Raw genomic sequence first — 20117 nt, forward strand, 5'->3', positions numbered from 1 at the left:
CTCCTGAAATTTTAAAATGTTAAACCAGCCTGACGCTCAATTTGTGCCAGCGTACCTAGCTTAATATCTTTTTTAGGATGCGGGACCGTCACCAGGCCCGGATGAACAGGATGGCGAAACTGATGATGACTGCCGCGGGTTCGAATATGTTCCCAGCCATGCTGTTTCAGGATGGCGATCACGTCTGCACTTTTCACATCCCTGTCCTTCCATGATTATACATACGATACGCATATAATTAGCGATAGCAATCACGATAGCGCGATTTATAGAGGCCGTCAGGTGGCTAAAATTGATTCAGGAATGTCGCTCGGAAGAAGAATAACCACGTGCAGTAACTTGTTGAAAAAATGCGAGGAGACTCGCAATTTACGTATAACTCATAGTATTAGGCGTTAAAAAACCTTGTATTAGATTATCCATGCGATATCGAAGCCAGTCTTGCTATAGCTCCAACTCTTATTCATAGAACGTTTAAAATAACCAATAAAAGAATAACAGACATTGTTTTATTTCCTTGATAAATATCAAGCTTGTTTCACCATTGTATTTACAATGTGCAAACATTATTTTTTGTGTGTTATACATTAAGTATGATCAATGATAACGCGTTAATATATAAATATTTTCTATATTTTTATAAAACGCATTTTTATTAAATATATAAAAGGAGTTATAATGTCTATGGAGTTTATAGATAAGCTGAATTCATTATCCGCAAAAATAAAACAACAAGCCGGGGTCATTGAAACTGAGGAGGCTACCAAAAATGCTTTCGTAATTCCGTTCATTAACAATGTGTTAGGTTATGATGTCTTTGATCCTACCGAAGTTATCCCAGAGTTTGTATGCGATATTGGAACGAAGAAAGGTGAAAAGATTGACTATGCGATCTTAAAAAGTGGTGAGGTTCAGATTCTCATTGAATGCAAAAAAATCGGCGATCCTCTAAATATAAATCACGCTTCACAGCTTTTTCGATACTTCCATGTAACAAATGCAAGAATATCTATTCTAACCAATGGACAAGTTTATAAATTTTTTACTGATTTAGAAGCGCCTAATAAAATGGATGAAAAACCATTTCTTGAGATAGATCTACTTGACTTAGATGAAACAGTTGTTCCCGAGATAAAGAAACTTACTAAATCAGCATTTGATTTGGAATCAATAATTAACGCTGCAGGTGAATTAAAATATGTTAGTTTAATTAAAAAAGTTCTCCATACACAAATGAATAATCCTGAAGAGGATTTTGTAAAATTCTTTGCAGCAAGAATTTATGAAGGTATGTTAACACAAAAAGTAAAAGATACATTTGCAAAATTAACAAAGAAAGCTGCCAATCAATATATTAACTCTCAAATAAACGAAAGATTGAAATCGGCAATAGGTGGTGGTTCATTATCTGTAATTGATTCGAATTCACACAATGAAGAAGTAGAATGTATTAATAAAGAAGAAACCGATATTGCTACTACTATGGAGGAGCTTGAAGGATTTCATATTGTTAAAGCTATAGTTCGCGTAGTGCTTGATGCACCACGAATAGTCCACAGAGATACAAAAAGCTATTTTGGTATACTTGTAGATGACAATAATCGAAAGCCACTCTGTAGATTACATTTCAATCGAAATCAAAAATATATTGGCCTATTTGACTTAGAGAAAAACGAAACCCGCCATCCTATTGAATCTCTCGATGATATTTATTCTTTCAGCGATGAGTTAAAAGCGACTGCCGCTTTATACAACTAAAACATAGGCAGGCAACAATTAATGTTGCCTGCCTAAAACATCAGAACAGCCCCAACGGTTTATCCGAGTAGCTCACCAGCAGACACTTGGTTTGCTGATAATGCTCCAGCATCATCTTATGGGTTTCGCGTCCGATGCCCGACTGTTTGTAGCCGCCAAACGCTGCGTGTGCCGGGTAGGCATGATAACAGTTGGTCCACACGCGCCCGGCCTGAATGCCGCGCCCCATCTTATAGGCCAGATTGCCGTTACGACTCCAGACACCTGCACCCAGGCCATATTGTGTGTCGTTCGCCAGCTCCAGCGCCTCGTCCATCGTTTTAAAGGTGGTTACCGCCAGCACCGGGCCAAATATTTCTTCCTGGAAAACACGCATATTGTTCTGACCAAACAGGATAGTCGGTTCAAGGTAGTAACCATCTTTCAGCTCGCCTTCCAGCAACTTGCGCCGCCCGCCGGTGAGCACATCTGCGCCCTCTTTTTTACCGATATCAATGTAATTGAGGATGGTTTCCAGTTGCCCGTGAGATACCTGCGCGCCCATTTGTGTCACGCTGTCGAGCGGGTTACCGCTACGAATACTTTCAACACGGCGGATGGCGCGTTCCATGAAGCGTTCGTAGATAGACTCCTGCACTAAAGCACGGCTTGGGCAGGTACAGACTTCGCCCTGGTTAAAAGCAAACAATGCAAAGCCTTCCAGCGCCTTATCGAAAAAGGCATCTTCTTCATCCATCACGTCAGCAAAGAAGATATTGGGCGATTTACCGCCCAGCTCCAGCGTCACTGGAATAATGTTTTGCGTGGCGTACTGCATAATCTGCTGACCCACTTCCGTTGAGCCAGTAAATGCCACTTTGGCAATACGTTTTGAAGTCGCCAGATATTCGCCAATTTCGCCGCCCGCACCGTTGACCACGTTCACCACGCCCGGCGGCAGTAAATCACCGACGATTTCCATTAGCAGCAGTACAGAAAGCGGGGTAAGTCGTGCGGGTTTCAGCACCACGCAGTTGCCCGCCGCCAGCGCGGGAGCCATTTTCCAGCTCGCCATCAGCAGCGGGAAGTTCCACGGGATAATCTGCCCCACCACACCTAACGGTTCGTGGAAGTGATAAGCCACGGTTTCGCTATCAACTTCACTGATCCCGCCTTCCTGCGCCCGAATACACGAGGCGAAATAGCGGAAATGGTCAATCGCCAGCGGCACATCGGCAGCACTGGTTTCGCGAATGGGTTTGCCGTTATCCCAGGTTTCAGCCGTCGCTAACAGCTCGAGGTTCTGCTCCATCCGATCGGCAATCTTAAACAGAATCGCTGCGCGATCCTGCACCGAGGTATGCGCCCATTTATCTTTCACTTTATGCGCAGCATCCAGCGCCAGATCGATATCTCGTTTGCCCGAAGACGCCACTTCGCACAACAACTGCCCGGTTACCGGCGTCAGGTTCTGGTAATACTCGCCATCGGCGGGCGCGACCCACTCGCCGCCAATAAAGTTGTCATAGCGGGTTTTTAACTTGAGGGGAAAACCATACTCGCCGGGCTTAATCTGTGCTGAAGGGGGATTGTTGGTCATGATCGTCTCCTTGCGGTGTGAGGTATAACAAGGGTAGACGTGACTGGCGAAATCTTCGCCAGTCGGTAACAGCTTTACGACGGCTATCACGAATTTACTGGCAAGGACTACAGCGGGTAATGTGCGACGTACACTACTTGCTGGTCATTAATTTTCTTCTCTTGCGCAAATCCTTCTTTAACAATCGTCCGTAAATCAGTTCGCGCTGTATTATCAGAGACGCCCAGACTCGCGCTGGTTTCAGAAACTGTGTACTCTTTCCCCGGATTGGCGAGCATCACATTCAGAAGTGTCACCTGACGCGGATTCAGTCGCCTAAGCACACCAGAACTAAACAATAGGCGGTCAAGTTTTGCGCTTCGTTGCATAATTTCATCAATATGCTGCTGCCAGTTTTGCATAGCACGTTTAATGACACCCGCCTGATATTCAAGGAAATAAGTCAGATCCATACCATCAGATTCAGTGTACTGGTAGCTGGAGGCATATTTGACTGGTGCAACATGAAGCAAACGGCTGATGGAAATATATTTAAAGACATCGTAGCCCGATTTCAGCATATACCAGTAAAACAGCGCCCGACTGGTGCGCCCGTTGCCATCGCGAAACGGATGTTCATGGGCCAGCATAAAATGCAGAATGCAGGCGCGGACCAGCGGGTGAATATACCCTTCATGGCTGTTTAACCACTGGCAAACTTTTTCCAGTCGTTCCGGCAACAATGCCGCAGCGGGCGGTTGGTGCACAATATTGCCGTCATAATCGGCGATCACGACATCATCTGTTTCACGAAATTCACCCGGACGATATTTCGCGTCATTTATTCCCCCCATACCAATAGCATGTAACTGACGTATAAGCGCAGGTGTCAGCGGTTCTGTGAGTAATTGCGGAATTTCCGCCATCAGCCGGGCATTTCCCGCAATCATATACTCGTCTTCAGTGCGTGGCGCCCGCCCTGTTTCCAGCATTTTTCTCGCCACCAGCGTCGTGGTATTCGCACCTTCCAGTTGGGAACTGGTAATCGGCTCTTCCAGGCGTAACTGGCTTAACTCGGCGCCCGCCCCGCGTAACCGTTCAGTCTGATCTTTCAGCGCCAGCGCGGTTGCATGTTTGTCGACAAGCTCGCACGCTTCTGCAATCACTGGCGTAATGTTGAATCCGGCCTGCTCACCCGCTTCATTGCAATAATTGATTCGCTGGATCGCCGCGTTGCGCGCCAGCCGGGTAAGCGTCCACGCCACTTCAATGTTTTCCCCTTTTTTGATGCGGTACTGCAACTCATCAAAAGGCAGATAACGTCCTTTTTCATCGGTAACCCGGTTAAAGCGTAAGTGGGCCTGGAGTTCCTCACCCGATAAGTGTGATAAAGGAATCAGTCTGGGAGGTGATTTGATAGCCATTTGCTTATCTCAAAAAAGCGCAATATTGAGATAGTGTATAGCAGACTAAAGAAACTATCTCAAAAATCGCAAATTTTGAGATAGCGGCTGACAATACGCCAGCCGCAGGAGAATGGGGATTACATTGCAGCGCGATAAATCGCCACAATTTCTTCCTCAGTTGCCTGAATCGGGTTAGTAAAGCCACAAGCGTCTTTCAGGGCATTGCTTGCCAGCTCCGGGAAATCTTCTTCTTTAACGTTCAGGTCACGCAGACCTGCCGGGATATCCACTTTCTTCGCCAGGTCGCGAATCGCGTTAATACAGGCTTCTGCCCCTTCAGCATCATTTTTACCTGTGACGTTCACACCCATCGCCGCGGCGCAGTCACGCAAACGTGATGCAACAACTTTACTGTTATATAACTGCACGTGCGGCAGCAGAATGGCATTACAAACGCCGTGCGGTAGATCGTAAAAGCCACCTAACTGATGCGCCATCGCATGAACATAACCCAGAGAAGCGTTATTGAATGCCATACCTGCGAGGAACTGGGCATAAGCCATTGCTTCACGCGCTTTAGCGTTGCTGCCATCTTCGACGGCTAACGGTAGATTTTCCGCAATCATGGTCATTGCTTTCAGCGCGCAGGCATCAGTAATTGGCGTTGCCGCAATAGACACATACGCTTCGATGGCATGAGTGAGAGCATCCATCCCGGTAGCTGCAGTCAGTGACTTAGGCATACCGATCATCAGCGAGGAATCATTAACCGAAAGCAGCGGGGTAACGTGTTTATCCACAATCGCCATTTTGATATGTCTCACTTCGTCGGTGATGATGCAAAAACGGGTCATTTCAGACGCTGTACCCGCCGTGGTATTAATGGCAATCATCGGCAACTGTGGTTTTGCAGAGCGGTCTACGCCTTCATAATCACGGATATCACCACCGTTAGCGGCTACCAGTGCAATACCTTTTGCACAGTCGTGCGGAGAACCGCCGCCTAAGGAGATCACGCTGTCGCAGTTATTTTCCTTCAACATTTTCAAACCTTCTGCGACATTCTTCGTGGTCGGATTAGGTTGGGTACCCTCATAAATAATGCTAAAAATATTGCGGTCATATAAGGCTTTTTGTACCTCTCCCGCCATACCTAATTTCGCTAGCATTCTGTCAGTAACAATTAATATACGGCGAAAACCATATTCCTCCATCATATTCAGCGCATCTTTTAAAGAATCTTCGCCAATGACATTAACAGAAGGAATAAAAAATGTGGAAGCTGCCATAACACACTCCAGAACGAGGGTAAAAGGGCGGGCAGCTTACAGAGGATTTATATTTAAAAAGTTGATCGATATTATTCTTTTTAGAATCGTATATTAAAAAAAGCACATTAGACTCATGTTCTAATGCGCTTTTTCAAAATTTATAAGACTTTTAAAGTAATTCGCATTTAATATGAATTAATCATTATCTTATTTATGCGGAAATAATAATGCGTCACGCAATAAATGATCATTTCCCCGACGACGCGTAAAACCAATGCGGTCAAAATATTCCAGAATTTGAATTGCCAGTTTTCGACCAACACCTAAGCGATCGCGGAAATCTGCCGCACAGGTCGAGCCACACTCCTGATCGAGATCGCGGATCATGTTGGCAAACTCGACAATCCGATCGTTACGGTAATAACGATCTTTAACGATCGCCGTAATTATCCCCTGCTGCGCCGCCTGCCGTAGTGTCAGGCGCATTGCCTGTTCGTCAGTTCCCGTCTCTTTTGCCAGGTCACGCACCCACCACGGCTCGTTGCCAAACAGCGGTTCCACTTTTTGCCAGATTGCTTGCTGCTCTTCGCTAAATCCCGCTTTGTGATCCGGCAGATGCAGCCAACCATGATGGCTGTGAATGTCGCCGCTTTCGCGCATCTTTTCAATCAGCAACAGCACCAGTGCTTCATCTTCCATCGGCAACGCCATGCGCCGCAGACGCTCGCGTCCTGGACCTGGTTCATCGCGATGTTGCTCATGATAATTTGCTAATGTGTCGAGAATTTTACGTTGCCAGCGGGCGGCAACTGGAGCGTTCAACAAACTGTAACCAGCCTGAATATAGCCCGGCTGTTGCAGTAATTCGCGCATCCCTTCACCATTGAGCTGACGCGCCCAGGCGAAATCGGCAAGGTTAACCGCACCGCGCTCCAGATGAACGGTCAGTGCGTCGGCATCGCTTTGTGTGCGTGCCAGTGACGCCAGCCATTGCAGATATTCCGGCTTACGTTTACCGCGACGCGGCGGGTTAAGCATCACCACCCGCGCCCCCGCCAACGTGTTACGGGCAGAGATATCGCGCAGCACCAGGCGATCGTTATCCGCCAGCCACAGCGGCGTGTCGAACACCAGCTCGGCAAGGTTATCTTCCAGCAGCGAAACGCGCCCCGTAACGTGGCTGGCGGCGTGGTGAATATGCAGCGGCTGCCACTGGGTCAGCGGCGTATGGGTTTGTAACTCGACAATCACTCGTGTGAACGGCTCTGGCGGCACATCGGCAAGCAGCCAGTCGCCACGGTTAATCTGTTCTTTTTCCGCATCACCAGCGATGTTAAGCGCGATACGCTGCCCGGCATGGGCGGTTTCAGTTGGCTGGTTTTGCGCATGCAGCGCACGCACGCGCATCGGTTTATTTACACCTGTCAGCCATAGTGAATCGCCTACCTTCACTTCCCCGCTTAACGCCGTACCGGTGACCACCAACCCGGCACCTTTTACGGTAAATGCGCGGTCGATCGCGAGGCGGAAACTATGTTGGCTGGCGTGTTCGCGTTCCGGCAACTGAAGCAGATGTTCGCGCAGGGCATCAATTCCCCGTCCTTCGGTCGCTGCGGTGATAAACAGTTTTGCCTCAGCAAAACCGTATTCCCGCAGCACCTCCTTTACCTGGCGTTCAACCTCATCAACACGCGCTTCGTCCACGCGATCGGCTTTAGTCAATGCCACTGTCAGCATCGGGTTACCGGTAAGCTGCAAAATCGCCAGATGCTCACGGGTCTGTGCCATCACGCCGTCATCGCACGCCACCACCAGCAGTGCGTGATCGATACCACCAACGCCCGCCAGCATGTTGGAAAGAAACTTTTCATGACCGGGAACGTCGATAAAACCAGGCACGCGTCCATCTGGCTGCGGCCAGTAGGCATAGCCGAGATCGATGGTCATCCCACGCTTCTTTTCTTCCGGCAGACGGTCGGCATTTACGCCCGTAATCGCCTGTAATAACGTCGTTTTGCCGTGGTCAACGTGTCCGGCAGTCGCAATAATCATTTCAACAACATCTCCAAAAACCGTTGCTCATCTTCAAGGCAGCGTAGGTCCAGCCACAGACGCCCGTCGTAAATGCGCCCAATCACCGGAATCGGCAATTCACGCCAGCGAGCAGCTAATGACTCAAGGTGGCTACCGCGTCCGTCATGAGGCGTAAACGTCAATGCCGCGCTCGGCAGACGATCCACCGGCAGCGAACCACTGCCAATCTGCGAAAGGCATGGCATAACCTGTACCGCAAACTCCGCGCCATAGTGAGCGGCAAGGGGTGCCTGCAACCGTTGCGCCTGGATTTGAATGACCTCTGCGCTGCGGGTAAGCAGACGCAGGGTCGGTAATTTTTCACTCAGTACTTCAGGGTGTAAATAAAGACGCAACGTGGCTTCCAGCGCCGCGAGTGTCATTTTATCTGCACGTAATGCACGTTTCAGCGGGTGACTCTGCAAACGCGCGATCATCTCTTTTTTACCAACGATAATCCCTGCCTGCGGCCCGCCTAACAACTTGTCGCCGGAGAAGCTCACCAGGCTGACGCCCGCCGCAATCAACTCCTGCGGCATAGGCTCTTTTGGCAAACCATACTGACTGAGATCCACCAGCGAACCACTGCCTAAATCAGTCACCACGGGAACATCCAGTTCTTTGCCGAGCGCCACCAGTTCAGCTTCGTCTATCGCTTTGGTGAAGCCTTGAATGCTGTAATTACTGGTATGCACCTTCATCAGCAGCGCGGTATTTTCATTCACTGCCTGACGATAATCATTCGCGTGTGTGCGGTTGGTGGTCCCCACTTCGTGTAGGGTGCAGCCCGCCTGGCGCATGACATCGGGAATACGAAACGCGCCGCCAATCTCCACCAGTTCGCCGCGAGAAACCACCACTTCTTTACCACTGGCAGTAGCTGCCAACATCAGCAGCACCGCCGCCGCATTGTTATTGACGATACAGGCATCTTCTGCGCCGGTGATGCGACATAACAACTGCGCCAGCGCACGATCGCGATGCCCGCGTCCGGCGTCATCCAGATCATATTCCAGCGTCACCGGCAAACGCATAACTTGCGTAACAGCCTCAACCGCCGCTTCCGCCTGCAATGCCCGCCCAAGGTTCGTATGCAGCACGGTTCCCGTCAGGTTGATCACCGGACGCAGCGCGCTCTGCGCCTCTTTCGCCAGACGAGCATCAACCTCTTGCGCCCAGTTTTCACACCATGCAGGCAGCGACTGGCTGTCGCGAATCATTTCCCGCGCTTCGTCGAGCATTTGACGTAGCAACTCCACGACACGGGTATGGCCATAAGTATCACGCAAAGAAAGGAAAGAGCTATCACGCAATAAGCGATCGATAGCTGGAAGCTGACTATAGAGGGAACGCGTTTCGGTTGTCATAGGAAACCAGGCTCATCAAGGCCCTCTCGCACGGAGAAGGGCGTTTAACATAACCACGGATTGTAACGTGAGATGGGTCAGGAGGACATATCGCGCATCAAGCCTTTGGCGGTTCGGTGCGAGCGAAGCTTTCGCGGCTAAAGAGATTCTCGACCAGTTTGACTAAGTCTGGGCGGTCCACACACCAGCCCGGCGCAACGCGGCGGAAATTGAGATACCCGACGGCACAGGCAATGGCGATAGTCGCCAGATTGACTGTATCAGTTTTGAGCGTGCCATCGACCAGATATCCTTCCAGCACATCCAGGCTGCGGTTGATTTTCTCCCGCTGGCGTAACAATTCATCTTCAGACTGCTGCGCCGCCGGACGCGCCTGTTCACGCACCGACACCAGCCCGGCATCCATAATGCCATCCGCCAGCGCCTCAATTTTGCGCACTCGCAACGACTCCAGCGGATCGCGCGGCAACATCGCCGGAGCGACATTCATTAATTCAATATATTCAGCGATGATCGGCGAATCAAACCAACATTCGCCCTCTTCGGTCACCAGCACCGGCACTTTCCCTAACGGGTTAAATTGCGCCACGCCATTGTCCGCGCTATAGGGCAGTTCATTAATAAATTCGAAAGTTATGCCCTTTTCTAACAACAGAATAGAAAGTTTGCGTACAAACGGGCTGGTGTAGCTACCGACGAGTTTCATGCCGAGTCCTTTGTGCGAGGAAAAATATCAGTATGGCCCAGGCTCACGCAAAACACAGGTGATATAAGTCTCAATGATCCAAATAAAGATAATGCATCCAACTGGTCATTCTTAGCAGTACCTTCCGCATCACCGAAACATGGCTGAAATGGTCGGAGTAAACTGCCACCTGGGCGTAGATGCCGTCGGGTAAGGCATCGATATCATCGTTAGGGTCCAGTTCAATGGTTCCCAGCACACCGTCCGTGCCGGGCACGACCGTTAATGATTGCAATACCCCCTGCGCCTGATAAGAACCGCCAGGCACGACAGGTAAAATACTGGTCAGTTTGCCGTGGAACACCTGCCCAGGCAGCGCGTTAAACACCACTTCCGCATCATCGCCGGGTTTCAGACGTAACAGCGAGTTTTGCCGAAATTGGGCGACAATTTGCCGTTTTTGCTCAGGGATGAAAACCATAACCGGACGCAGCGGCAAGGCCGCTGCGTATGTACCTGGGCGGATCAGTACCTGAGTAACGTAGCCATTGCTTGGCGCGCGAATGACGGTCTGCTCAAGGTTATATTTTGCTTCAGTAAGTTGCGCTCTTAAGCTCACAATCTGCGATTGCTCACCGTTGACCATGCTGTCGAGCTGGCTCTGGATCTGCGCCTGCTCCGCCACCGAGCCTTTCACTAACGCATCCTGCGCGAGGAAATTTTGCCGCGCATCGTCGATGTCACGTTCCGAGAACGGATTCACCGCCGCCTGGCTACCTTTCAGGTAGCGTTGATAATTTTTAAACAGCCGATCGCGCTCCGCTGAAACCTGAGTGGTGTTAGCCTGCGCTTCAGTGAGCTGCGCCCGCAGCGTTTTGATGTTATGCGTCGCCGTCATCAGATCAGCCTGAAGTCTGTCTACTCGCGCCTGGTAACGTACCGGGTCGAGCTTAAAAAGCACCTCGCCCTTCTGAATAAGCTGATTATTTTTATCGGTGACTTCAGTCACGATCCCCGTCACCTGTGGCGTGATAGGGATAGCTATCACCGCCTTTTGCGCCGTAAAAGTGTAGGGATGGTTATAATTCATCAGTAAAATCAAACCACTCACCAAAAACACACCGCCGAGCGCCGCCGTCGCCAGCGTCCACTGATTCACCGGAATGCGGAAGATTTTAAATACTGCCCACGCCAGCGCCACGTAAGTTAAGACAATCAACAGATCCATGATTAGATCTCCGGAAACGTGGAGTAGTCAGGTTTTTTCTCGGCGGCGAGTTGATGTTCCAGCCGGGAGATACGGTCAGAAAGCGCAGCGATGTCCGGGTCAGGCGCCCTCTCTTGCGGCGTAATATGCGACTGCATCCCCCAGCCGCGTTCCGGTTGGTAAAGCGTGGCCCAGATCCACAGGAACGGCCAGATAATGTGGAGCGTAAACAAGCTGACCCACCCTGCGGTATGAATGGCATCGGCATGAGGATGGTTGCGCTTTTTGGCAATCAGATAGGGGATGTCATGTATCGCGATGATTCCATAAAAAATCACCAGAAAGACGAAGATCAGCACTCCCAACGCGAAATAGTTTAGAAACATAGCTGCCTCGAATTCACGCTTATCAGAGTTGTTATGGGCTGGCAGCCAGATACGCGTCGGGCTGATTATTTGACAATAATCCGGGTTTGCGATTCTCGCCATCACACCGAAGAATAATTTTAAGAAGCGATGAGTTGCTTAGTTACATAACGATTTTATGACTAAGGCATAACATGCTGTAGATCACATCAGGTGAACGCCGTGAGAAAATATCTTGTGATTTAGATCACAAAGATTCAACAAACCGTCAAAATAAAAATGTGGCGTTACTCACATTTAAATGCCATTTTTAGCGAAAATCGCCGTCTTGTTGCTTTTTTACACAAGCGTTTTGTGATGAACATCACGTCAATTACCTCTCTACCCCCTATATTTATGTGACTAACATCACACAAAAGGCCACCAACTGGACAGTTAACCGATTCAGTGCCAGATTTCGCAGTATCTACAAGGTCCGGCTACCTCTGCCGCCACATTAACAAAAAACCTCGGGCTTCCAGCCTGCGCGACAGCAAACATAAGAAGGGGTGTTTTTATGTCATCCGATATTAAGATCAAAGTGCAAAGCTTTGGTCGTTTCCTCAGCAACATGGTGATGCCGAATATCGGCGCGTTTATCGCGTGGGGTATCATCACCGCGTTATTTATTCCAACAGGGTGGTTACCGAACGAAACGCTGGCGAAGCTGGTCGGGCCGATGATCACCTACCTCCTGCCGCTACTGATCGGTTATACCGGTGGTAAGCTGGTAGGCGGCGAACGTGGCGGCGTAGTCGGTGCCATCACCACCATGGGCGTTATCGTCGGCGCAGATATGCCGATGTTCCTCGGTTCTATGATTGCAGGTCCGCTGGGTGGCTGGTGCATTAAGCATTTCGACCGCTGGGTAGACGGTAAAATCAAATCCGGTTTTGAGATGCTGGTGAACAACTTCTCTGCCGGTATCATGGGGATGATCCTCGCTATTCTGGCATTCATGGGGATTGGTCCGCTGGTTGAAGCCCTGTCCAAAATGCTGGCTGCGGGCGTTAACTTCATGGTTGTCCATGACATGCTGCCGCTGGCGTCCATCTTTGTTGAGCCAGCGAAAATCCTGTTCCTCAACAACGCCATTAACCACGGTATCTTCTCGCCGCTGGGTATTCAGCAGTCCCATGAACTGGGTAAATCCATCTTCTTCCTGATTGAAGCTAACCCGGGTCCGGGTATGGGTGTTCTGCTGGCGTACATGTTCTTTGGTCGTGGTAGCGCTAAACAGTCTGCGGGCGGTGCGGCAATCATCCACTTCCTGGGTGGTATCCACGAAATTTACTTCCCGTATGTGTTGATGAATCCGCGTCTGATTCTGGCCGTTATCCTCGGCGGTATGACTGGCGTGTTCACGCTGACTATTCTGGGCGGTGGTTTGGTTTCTCCGGCATCTCCGGGTTCTATCCTCGCGGTACTGGCGATGACGCCAAAAGGTGCTTATTTCGCTAACATCGCAGGTGTGTGTGCGGCGATGGCTGTGTCCTTCGTTGTCTCTGCTATTTTGCTGAAAACCAGCAAAGTAAAAGAAGAAGATGATATTGAAGCTGCAGCACGTCGCGTTCAGGAAATGAAAGCTGAGTCTAAAGGCGCGTCTCCGCTGTCTGCTGGCGATGTGACTAACGACCTGAGCCACGTACGTAAAATCATCGTTGCCTGTGACGCCGGTATGGGTTCCAGTGCGATGGGCGCAGGTGTGCTGCGTAAGAAAATTCAGGATGCGGGTCTGTCGCAGATTTCAGTTACCAACAGCGCGATCAACAACCTACCGCCGGATGTGGACCTGGTCATCACTCACCGTGATCTGACCGAACGCGCTATGCGCCAGGTTCCGCAGGCACAACATATTTCGCTGACTAACTTCCTCGATAGCGGCCTGTACACCAGCCTGACTGAACGTCTGGTTGCTGCCCAGCGTCATACTGAAAACGAAGTGAAAGTAAAAGACAGCCTGAAAGACAGCTTTGACGATTCTAATGCCAACCTGTTCAAGCTCGGCGCGGAAAACATCTTCCTCGGTCGCAAAGCGGCCACCAAAGAAGAAGCGATTCGTTTTGCTGGCGAGCAGCTGGTGAAAGGCGGTTATGTTGAGCCGGAATACGTACAGGCGATGCTGGACCGTGAAAAACTGACCCCGACTTACCTGGGTGAGTCTATCGCCGTGCCGCACGGTACGGTTGAAGCGAAAGATCGCGTGCTGAAAACGGGCGTCGTGTTCTGCCAGTACCCGGAAGGCGTGCGCTTCGGTGAAGAAGAAGATGACATTGCCCGTCTGGTGATTGGTATTGCAGCCCGTAACAACGAGCACATTCAGGTTATCACCAGCCTGACCAACGCACTGGATGATGAGTCCGTCATCGAGCGTCTGGCACACACCACCAGCGTGGATGAAGTGCTGGAACTGCTGGCAGGTCGTAAGTAATCCAATCCCACCCTCTCCACATGGAGAAGGTGGGGCTGATTGCCTGATGCGCTTCGCTTATCAGGCCTACAAAACAAAGCGCAATTTGTTGAATTTGCACGATTGTAGGCCGGATAAGGCGTTTACGCCGCATCCGGCGCTGCCCCTCTCCACATGGAGAAGGTGGGCTGATTGCCTGATGCGCTTCGCTTATCAGGCCTACAAAACAAAGCGCAGTTTGTTGAATTTGCACGTTCTTGTAGGCCGGATAAGGCGTTTACGCCGCATCCGGCGCTGCCCCTCTCCACACGGAGAGGGTTTGGGTGAGGGAAATGCCTCACCCCAGCCCTCTCGGGTAAAAACATTGATGAAGGTTAATACTATGAAAGCATTACATTTTGGCGCAGGTAATATCGGTCGTGGCTTTATCGGTAAACTGCTGGCGGACGCGGGTATCCAACTGACGTTTGCCGATGTAAATCAGGTGGTGCTTGATGCCCTGAATGCCCGTCATAGCTATCAGGTTCATGTGGTCGGCGAAACCGAGCAGGTGGATACCGTTTCCGGCGTAAATGCCGTCAGCAGCATCGGTGATGATGTCGTTGATCTGATTGCTCAGGTTGATTTAGTCACTACCGCCGTTGGCCCGGTCGTGCTGGAACGTATAGCTCCTGCCATCGCTAAAGGGCTGGTGAAACGTAAAGAGCAAGGTAATGAATCCCCGCTGAACATCATCGCCTGTGAAAACATGGTTCGCGGCACCACGCAACTGAAAGGCCATGTGATGAACGCCCTGCCGGAAGATGCCAAAGCGTGGGTAGAAGAGCATGTTGGCTTTGTCGATTCCGCCGTTGACCGCATCGTACCGCCTTCCGCTTCTGCAACTAACGATCCGTTGGAAGTCACGGTAGAAACCTTCAGCGAATGGATTGTCGATAAAACCCAGTTCAAAGGCACACTGCCGAACATCCCAGGTATGGAATTAACAGACAACCTGATGGCATTTGTCGAGCGTAAACTCTTCACCCTGAACACAGGTCATGCTATAACCGCGTACCTCGGAAAACTGGCGGGCCATCAGACCATTCGTGATGCAATTCTCGACGAGAAAATCCGTGCAGTGGTAAAAGGTGCGATGGAAGAAAGCGGCGCGGTACTGATCAAGCGCTATGGCTTTGATGCTGACAAACATGCAGCATACATCCAGAAAATCCTCGGTCGTTTTGAAAATCCGTATCTGAAGGATGATGTGGAGCGTGTAGGGCGTCAGCCGCTGCGTAAACTGAGCGCTGGCGATCGTTTGGTAAAACCGCTGTTGGGTACGCTGGAGTACGGTTTGCCGCACAAAAACCTGATTGAAGGTATCGCCGCCGCGATGCATTTCCGTAGTGAAGATGATCCGCAGGCGCAGGAACTGGCGGCACTGATTACCGAGAAAGGCCCGCAGGAAGCGCTGGCGCAAATTTCCGGGCTTGATGCTAACAGCGAGGTAGTCGCCGAAGCAGTCACGGCTTATAACGCAAAATAATGGTAAACCAGGCGCAGAAAACCCTGCGCCTGAACAACAGATTGTCAGATATGCAGGCAACAATGGAACAAACCCAGGCCTTTGAAAACCGTGTGCTTGAGCGTCTGAATGCTGGCAAAACCGTGCGAAGCTTTTTGATCACCGCCGTTGATCTCCTGACCGAGGCGGTGAATCTTCTGGTGCTTCAGGTATTCCGCAAAGACGATTACGCGGTGAAGTATGCTGTAGAACCGTTACTCGACGGCGATGGTCCGCTGGGCGACCTTTCCGTGCGCTTAAAGCTGATTTATGGGCTTGGCGTGATTAGCCGCAACGAATATGAAGATGCGGAACTCTTGATGGCGCTGCGTGAAGAGCTGAATCACGACGGTAACGAGTATGCCTTTACCGATGATGAAATTATTGGGCCATTTGGCGAGCTGCACTGCGTGGCGGCGATCCCACCGCCGCCACAATTTGAACCAACGGATTCCAGTTTGTATGCGATGCAAATTCAGCGTTACCAACAAGCTGTGCGTTCAACAATGGTACTTTCACTGACAGAGCTGATTTCCAAAATCAGCTTAAAAAAAGCCTTTCAAAAGTAAGCGATTACTGCTTCTCAACCTGCTTCGGCCGATAAAGCCGACGATAATACTCCAGACGTTGCAGATATAACGGCACGCTATCCTCAGGTATACCGGACGGAATAGCGTCGCGAGGAGGAAGCTTTTTCAGATACTCCCGGAACGCCTGGCTTGATGCCATAAAATCTACGGCTTTGTCGATCAGATGCGGAACGTTTTCACCTAATTTGCCCATGATAATATCTCCGTATTACCCCGCGCCGGGAATGCGCGGCCGCCAATTTTAGTTTAGGATCCAGGTCAAGATGGCATTAAGGAAAACGTGCTTATTCCTCAATGTTCACCCTCACTGGTTATCTTTTTCTTTTAATTTTACTACAAATCAAAACGTTACATGGTTTTTGAGCATGTAACTGGTTGCAAGGAAGAACTATTACAATGTCATCAGTTGTGAACAAAGTGCCTGGTCGCGCATACTAGGGACTATAAATTTATCTTTATCAGAAGCCATCACATGAAAGAAGTCGAAAAAAACGAAATCAAACGTCTCAGCGATCGCCTGGACGCCATCCGCCATCAGCAAGCCGATCTGTCACTGGTTGAAGCCGCAGACAAATATGCCGAGCTGGAAAAAGAGAAAGCCACGCTGGAAGCTGAAATTGCGCGTCTGCGCGAAGTTCATAGCCAGAAACTCAGTAAAGAAGCGCAAAAGCTGATGAAGATGCCATTCCAGCGTGCGATTACCAAAAAAGAGCAAGCTGATATGGGCAAACTGAAGAAGAGCGTTCGCGGACTGGTGGTTGTACACCCAATGACCGCGCTGGGCCGTGAAATGGGCCTGGAAGAGATGACCGGGTTCTCAAAGACTGCCTTCTGATCAATGTAATCACCGCTTCCTCTATTTTTACTCGCTCCTGCTGACACATGCAGGAGCCGGTTTCAGATACCGAATATCGTTAACATTCTTAACATTGCATGTTCAATGTCGCCCGCTCGCTTGCCTCATTGTCACAGGCTAAATTCTGAAAATATTCTGCGTAATAAAAGCACTATATATAAATATTAAATATGATTATTCGTGTATTAATGCTTAATTATTTATATTTTCCAACCATCATCACATTTATTTTATCAAAACATCCACCATACAAATATTAACTTCTTACCTTCCTCGCTTTTACTCCATTAAATATTTGACATTGATTGACACCGATCATTAAAATTCGCGCGATTTACTCATTATCATCGACAAACTAAAACAATTTGACATTTAATAACACACTCTCAATGCCCATTAATTAAAAACTCTCTCATCCATTTTTATTGTGAATATAAAATATTAAATCATTCACACAAAAAATAATTACACCGTAGTTTTCAACGCATCAGGATTATGAAAAGGAATTCATCCCATGAGCATAAAAAAAGCACTATTAAATGTGTTAACGATATCGTCACTCTGTGCATTAACGGGGTGTGACTATATTGAAAAAGTAAACTCAATCGACGAGTTCACCAGGCAGCAAGCGTTGCAACAAAGTCAAATAGACGCGCTTAAAAAACAGCAAGATCAATATAAAAGCAAAATTGAACTTATTGAAAAACAACAAAACAGCATCATAACCAGTACCAAAACGCTTGCCAGCGTCGTGAAATCAGTCAAGGACAAGCAGAATGAGTTTGTCTTCACTGAATTTAACCCGGCACAAACACAATATTTCATTTTAAATAACGGCTCAGTCGGTCTAGCAGGACGCATACTGTCTATTGACGCCGTAGAAAATGGCAGCGTTATTCGTATTTCACTGGTCAACTTATTAAGCGTTCCCGTATCCAATATTGGCTTTCATGCCACGTGGGGCAATGAAAAACCTACCAACTCTAAAGAATTAGCAAAATGGCAACAATTACTTTTCAGTACCTCAATGAACTCCTCGCTGAAATTATTACCAGGTCAATGGCAAGACATTAACCTGACACTGAAAGGCGTATCTCCCAATAATCTGAAATACCTGAAACTCGCCATCAATATGGCAAACCTTCAGTTCGACGACCTTCACTCTGCTGCATATCAGCAGCGAAAAAGCAAAAAATAAATGCAGCTTCTGCGCTTATATCAAGGAATAGAGAGCATCAATAATGAACAAAATATTTAAAGTTATCTGGAATCCGGCGACGGGCAGTTACAGCGTTGCCAGCGAAACGGCGAAGAGTCGTGGCAAGAAGAGCGGACGCAGTAAGCTGTTAATTTCTGCACTGGTTGCTGGTGGGCTGTTGTCGTCGTTTGGGGCGTTAGCAAATGCCGGTAATGATACTGGTGACAGTAACCACTACGACAGTGGTACTGGTTGGATTGCAATTGGTTATGGAGCTATCGCTAATTCATATACAAATACCAATGGTGCATCAGCAGCACTCGGTTATTATGCTAAAGCACTTGGACCGTGGAGCACAGCAATCGGCTCATACAGTCAATCGAATGGTGATTCCTCTCTGGCTTTGGGGGTAAAAGCAAAATCCGATGGCAACCGCTCTATTGCTATGGGAGCCTCATCCAATGCAACTGCAAATGCCGGCTTTGCTATATCTATGGGGGTATATGCCACTACCGATGCAGATAACGCTGTCGCTCTAGGCTATTACAGCAAAGCACTTGGCCTATCCAGTCTCGCATCAGGTTTTCACGCTGAGGCTAGAGGTGCCAAATCCATTGCAATGGGTGAATATAGCGTAGCAAACGGTGACGACGGCCTCGCATTCGGCAGACTATCCACCGCCAGCGCCGCAAACGCAATTTCTATGGGCGCTGAGAGCAAAGCCGCTGAAAATGCGACGGCAGTTGGTACTGGAGCGCAGGCAAATGGGACTAATAGCATGGCAATGGGGTTCGGAAGCCTTGCCAATAAAGTCAATACTATCGCATTAGGAAATGGCAGCCAGGCTCTGGCAGATAATGCAATCGCCATAGGCCAGGGCAACAAAGCTGATGGTGTGGATACCATTGCTCTGGGTAATGGTAGCCAGTCGAGCGGCTTAAACGCCATTGCCTTAGGCAAGGCCAGTGTTGTAACTGGTGATAAGAGTCTTGCGCTTGGTAGTGATACCAGTGCTAACGGTATTAACTCTGTCGCGCTAGGTGCAGATTCCATTGCGGATTTAGACAATACCGTCTCTGTCGGCAATAGCTCATTAAAACGCAAGATCGTTAATGTGAAAAATGGCGCGATCAAGTCTGACAGTTACGATGCCATTAATGGCTCACAGCTTTATGCCATTAGCGACTCGATAGCAAAAAGGCTTGGGGGAGGGTCTGCAGTAGATGTTGATGACGGTACTGTTACAGCGCCAACCTACAATTTAAAAAATGGTAGCAAAAGTAACGTTGGGGCAGCGCTCACTGTACTTGATGAAAACACTCTGCAATGGGACCAAATCAAAGGCAAATACAGCGCTGCTCATGGTAGCTCAGCTGCCAGCGTAATCACCGATGTTGCGGATGGCTCGATTTCAGCCTCCAGTAAGGATGCGGTTAACGGTTCTCAGCTGAAAGCTACCAATGACGATGTCGAGGCCAATACCACCAATATCGCTACTAATACCAGCAACATTGCCACGAATACGGCAAGTATTGCCACCAACACCACCAACATCTCCAGCCTGACGAATTCCGTTGGTGACCTTAAGGATGATGCCCTGCTGTGGAATGATGCTAAAAATGCATTCAGCGCCGCGCACGGCACCGATGCCACCAGCAAAATCACCAACGTACTGGCAGGCACTGTTTCTACCACCAGCACCGATGCCATTAATGGTTCACAACTTCAGAGTACGGCAAGCACCATTACGTCCTATTTGGGCGGTGGCGCAACAATGAGTGATACCGG

The 20117-nt window shown here is 49.2% G+C and carries 17 protein-coding genes; 7 read left to right on the forward strand and 10 right to left on the reverse strand.

Going from position 1 to position 20117, the window contains the following annotated elements; all coding sequences use genetic code 11:
* Positions 1-11 precede the first annotated feature (11 nt).
* Positions 12-197: a type II toxin-antitoxin system HicA family toxin gene (locus FEK43_RS20650; protein WP_130206652.1), complete on the reverse strand. Its 186-nt coding sequence runs from the start codon at positions 195-197 to the stop codon at positions 12-14.
* A gap of 481 nt (positions 198-678) precedes the next feature.
* Here FEK43_RS20650 and FEK43_RS20660 point away from each other — a divergent pair, with 481 nt between their 5' ends.
* Positions 679-1758, forward strand: coding sequence for a type I restriction endonuclease (locus tag FEK43_RS20660; RefSeq protein WP_171020821.1), 1080 nt, complete (start codon positions 679-681; stop codon positions 1756-1758).
* Between the two features lie 40 nt (positions 1759-1798).
* Here FEK43_RS20660 and aldB read toward each other — a convergent pair whose 3' ends face one another.
* The 8 genes from aldB to FEK43_RS20700 form a co-directional block, all read right to left on the reverse strand.
* The gene (aldB, locus tag FEK43_RS20665) at positions 1799-3337 is read right to left on the reverse strand and encodes an aldehyde dehydrogenase AldB (RefSeq protein WP_001551836.1); all 1539 of its coding nucleotides are present in this window, start codon (positions 3335-3337) and stop codon (positions 1799-1801) included.
* Positions 3338-3444: 107 nt separating this feature from the next.
* The gene (locus FEK43_RS20670; RefSeq protein WP_135408535.1) at positions 3445-4740 is read right to left on the reverse strand and encodes a Fic family protein; all 1296 of its coding nucleotides are present in this window, start codon (positions 4738-4740) and stop codon (positions 3445-3447) included.
* A 119-nt stretch (positions 4741-4859) separates the two neighbouring features.
* The gene (gene yiaY / locus FEK43_RS20675) at positions 4860-6011 is read right to left on the reverse strand and encodes an L-threonine dehydrogenase (RefSeq protein ID WP_130206658.1); all 1152 of its coding nucleotides are present in this window, start codon (positions 6009-6011) and stop codon (positions 4860-4862) included.
* 189 nt (positions 6012-6200) lie between these two features.
* Positions 6201-8045, reverse strand: a complete 1845-nt coding sequence (gene selB, locus FEK43_RS20680; RefSeq protein ID WP_135408533.1) for a selenocysteine-specific translation elongation factor — start codon at positions 8043-8045, stop codon at positions 6201-6203.
* A complete protein-coding gene (selA, locus tag FEK43_RS20685; RefSeq protein WP_131161556.1) occupies positions 8042-9433 on the reverse strand; it encodes an L-seryl-tRNA(Sec) selenium transferase in 1392 nt (463 codons plus the stop codon). The genes selB and selA overlap by 4 nt, the downstream gene beginning before the upstream one ends.
* A 97-nt stretch (positions 9434-9530) precedes the next feature.
* Positions 9531-10139, reverse strand: coding sequence for a glutathione S-transferase (locus FEK43_RS20690; protein WP_135408531.1), 609 nt, complete (start codon positions 10137-10139; stop codon positions 9531-9533).
* 70 nt (positions 10140-10209) lie between these two features.
* Positions 10210-11346, reverse strand: a complete 1137-nt coding sequence (locus FEK43_RS20695; protein ID WP_000364939.1) for an HlyD family secretion protein — start codon at positions 11344-11346, stop codon at positions 10210-10212.
* A gap of 2 nt (positions 11347-11348) precedes the next feature.
* Positions 11349-11711 carry a DUF3302 domain-containing protein gene (locus FEK43_RS20700; protein WP_130206666.1) on the reverse strand — a complete coding sequence of 121 codons (363 nt, stop codon included), beginning with the start codon at positions 11709-11711 and terminating at the stop codon, positions 11349-11351.
* 535 nt (positions 11712-12246) lie between these two features.
* Between FEK43_RS20700 and mtlA the strand changes: the two genes are divergently transcribed.
* The 3 genes from mtlA (at position 12247) to mtlR (ending at position 16254) form a co-directional block, all read left to right on the forward strand.
* Positions 12247-14160, forward strand: a complete 1914-nt coding sequence (gene mtlA, locus FEK43_RS20705; RefSeq protein WP_130206668.1) for a PTS mannitol transporter subunit IICBA — start codon at positions 12247-12249, stop codon at positions 14158-14160.
* A 361-nt stretch (positions 14161-14521) separates the two neighbouring features.
* Positions 14522-15667, forward strand: a complete 1146-nt coding sequence (gene mtlD / locus FEK43_RS20710; RefSeq protein ID WP_130206670.1) for a mannitol-1-phosphate 5-dehydrogenase — start codon at positions 14522-14524, stop codon at positions 15665-15667.
* On the forward strand, positions 15667-16254 hold the full coding sequence (gene mtlR, locus FEK43_RS20715; RefSeq protein ID WP_138158697.1) for a mannitol operon repressor MtlR: 588 nt from the start codon (positions 15667-15669) through the stop codon (positions 16252-16254). The genes mtlD and mtlR overlap by 1 nt, the downstream gene beginning before the upstream one ends.
* A 4-nt stretch (positions 16255-16258) precedes the next feature.
* Here mtlR and yibT read toward each other — a convergent pair whose 3' ends face one another.
* Positions 16259-16468, reverse strand: a complete 210-nt coding sequence (yibT, locus tag FEK43_RS20720; RefSeq protein WP_130206674.1) for a protein YibT — start codon at positions 16466-16468, stop codon at positions 16259-16261.
* Between the two features lie 279 nt (positions 16469-16747).
* Here yibT and FEK43_RS20725 point away from each other — a divergent pair, with 279 nt between their 5' ends.
* From FEK43_RS20725 to FEK43_RS20735, 3 genes are all read left to right on the forward strand, one after another.
* Positions 16748-17110 carry a YibL family ribosome-associated protein gene (locus tag FEK43_RS20725; protein ID WP_000665676.1) on the forward strand — a complete coding sequence of 121 codons (363 nt, stop codon included), beginning with the start codon at positions 16748-16750 and terminating at the stop codon, positions 17108-17110.
* Between the two features lie 535 nt (positions 17111-17645).
* Positions 17646-18329 carry a DUF3251 domain-containing protein gene (locus tag FEK43_RS20730; RefSeq protein ID WP_138158698.1) on the forward strand — a complete coding sequence of 228 codons (684 nt, stop codon included), beginning with the start codon at positions 17646-17648 and terminating at the stop codon, positions 18327-18329.
* A 43-nt stretch (positions 18330-18372) separates the two neighbouring features.
* A partial coding sequence (locus FEK43_RS20735; RefSeq protein ID WP_276608464.1) for an ESPR-type extended signal peptide-containing protein occupies positions 18373-20117 on the forward strand: 1745 nt, incomplete at its 3' end.

The sequence above is a fragment of the Escherichia sp. E2562 genome (assembly GCF_005781075.1).
In the GTDB taxonomy this organism is placed as follows: domain Bacteria; phylum Pseudomonadota; class Gammaproteobacteria; order Enterobacterales; family Enterobacteriaceae; genus Escherichia.